General features: G+C 43.5%; 2 tRNA genes and 1 rRNA gene. All 3 read left to right on the forward strand.

Annotated elements, in window-relative coordinates:
* Nucleotides 1–67: ribosomal RNA gene (locus JMX83_RS15010) — 16S ribosomal RNA — on the forward strand; the annotation flags it as partial.
* A gap of 73 nt (nucleotides 68–140) precedes the next feature.
* A tRNA-Ile gene (locus tag JMX83_RS15015) sits at nucleotides 141–217 on the forward strand.
* Nucleotides 218–313: 96 nt separating this feature from the next.
* A tRNA-Ala gene (locus JMX83_RS15020) sits at nucleotides 314–389 on the forward strand.
* Nucleotides 390–699 lie beyond the last annotated feature (310 nt).

Genomic DNA, 699 nt, shown 5'->3' on the forward strand with positions numbered 1-699 from the left:
GTTGATGACTGGGGTGAAGTCGTAACAAGGTAGCCGTAGGGGAACCTGCGGCTGGATCACCTCCTTATAGACAGCATTCGCTCAGCAAGAATTCACAACAAGTTGTTCTTTAGTTTAAGCTTACGTTTTAGGACGTATCAGGGTCTGTAGCTCAGCTGGTTAGAGCACCGTGTTGATAACGCGGGGGTCAGTGGTTCGAGTCCACTTAGACCCACCATTATTAATGTAGGTGAAAGAGCCCTAAGTAAATCCGCTTTAAGGGATTTCCTCTTGTGCTCGGATCGAAGCAGTGCTTCGATTGTATCCTCGCTCAGGGGCCATAGCTCAGTTGGTAGAGCGCCTGCCTTGCACGCAGGAGGTCAACGGTTCGACTCCGTTTGGCTCCACCACTACATACGGCTAAGCTTAGCGTGCTAAATAAAATAGGTATCAAATAGAAACAAGTGATTCATCTTGAATAAAGACACGATTACTTCTTTCTGTTTTATACAGAAACTTATGACTCGACGAGAGCATAGGAACTATTTAAAAACATAGATATGAGTCTGGGTTAGGATGAGCGTATTCACGCGCCCATCTTAACCTTAATAACTCACCTCTTAACGACATTGTTTGTTATCCCAGGGGTGAGTTATTAAAAAAGTAAAGAGAACTGAATCAAGCGTATAAACATAGGTGATATCGTTATCATAATTAGAT

Source organism: Psychrobacter piscatorii, assembly GCF_904846415.1.
Lineage (GTDB): Bacteria > Pseudomonadota > Gammaproteobacteria > Pseudomonadales > Moraxellaceae > Psychrobacter > Psychrobacter piscatorii.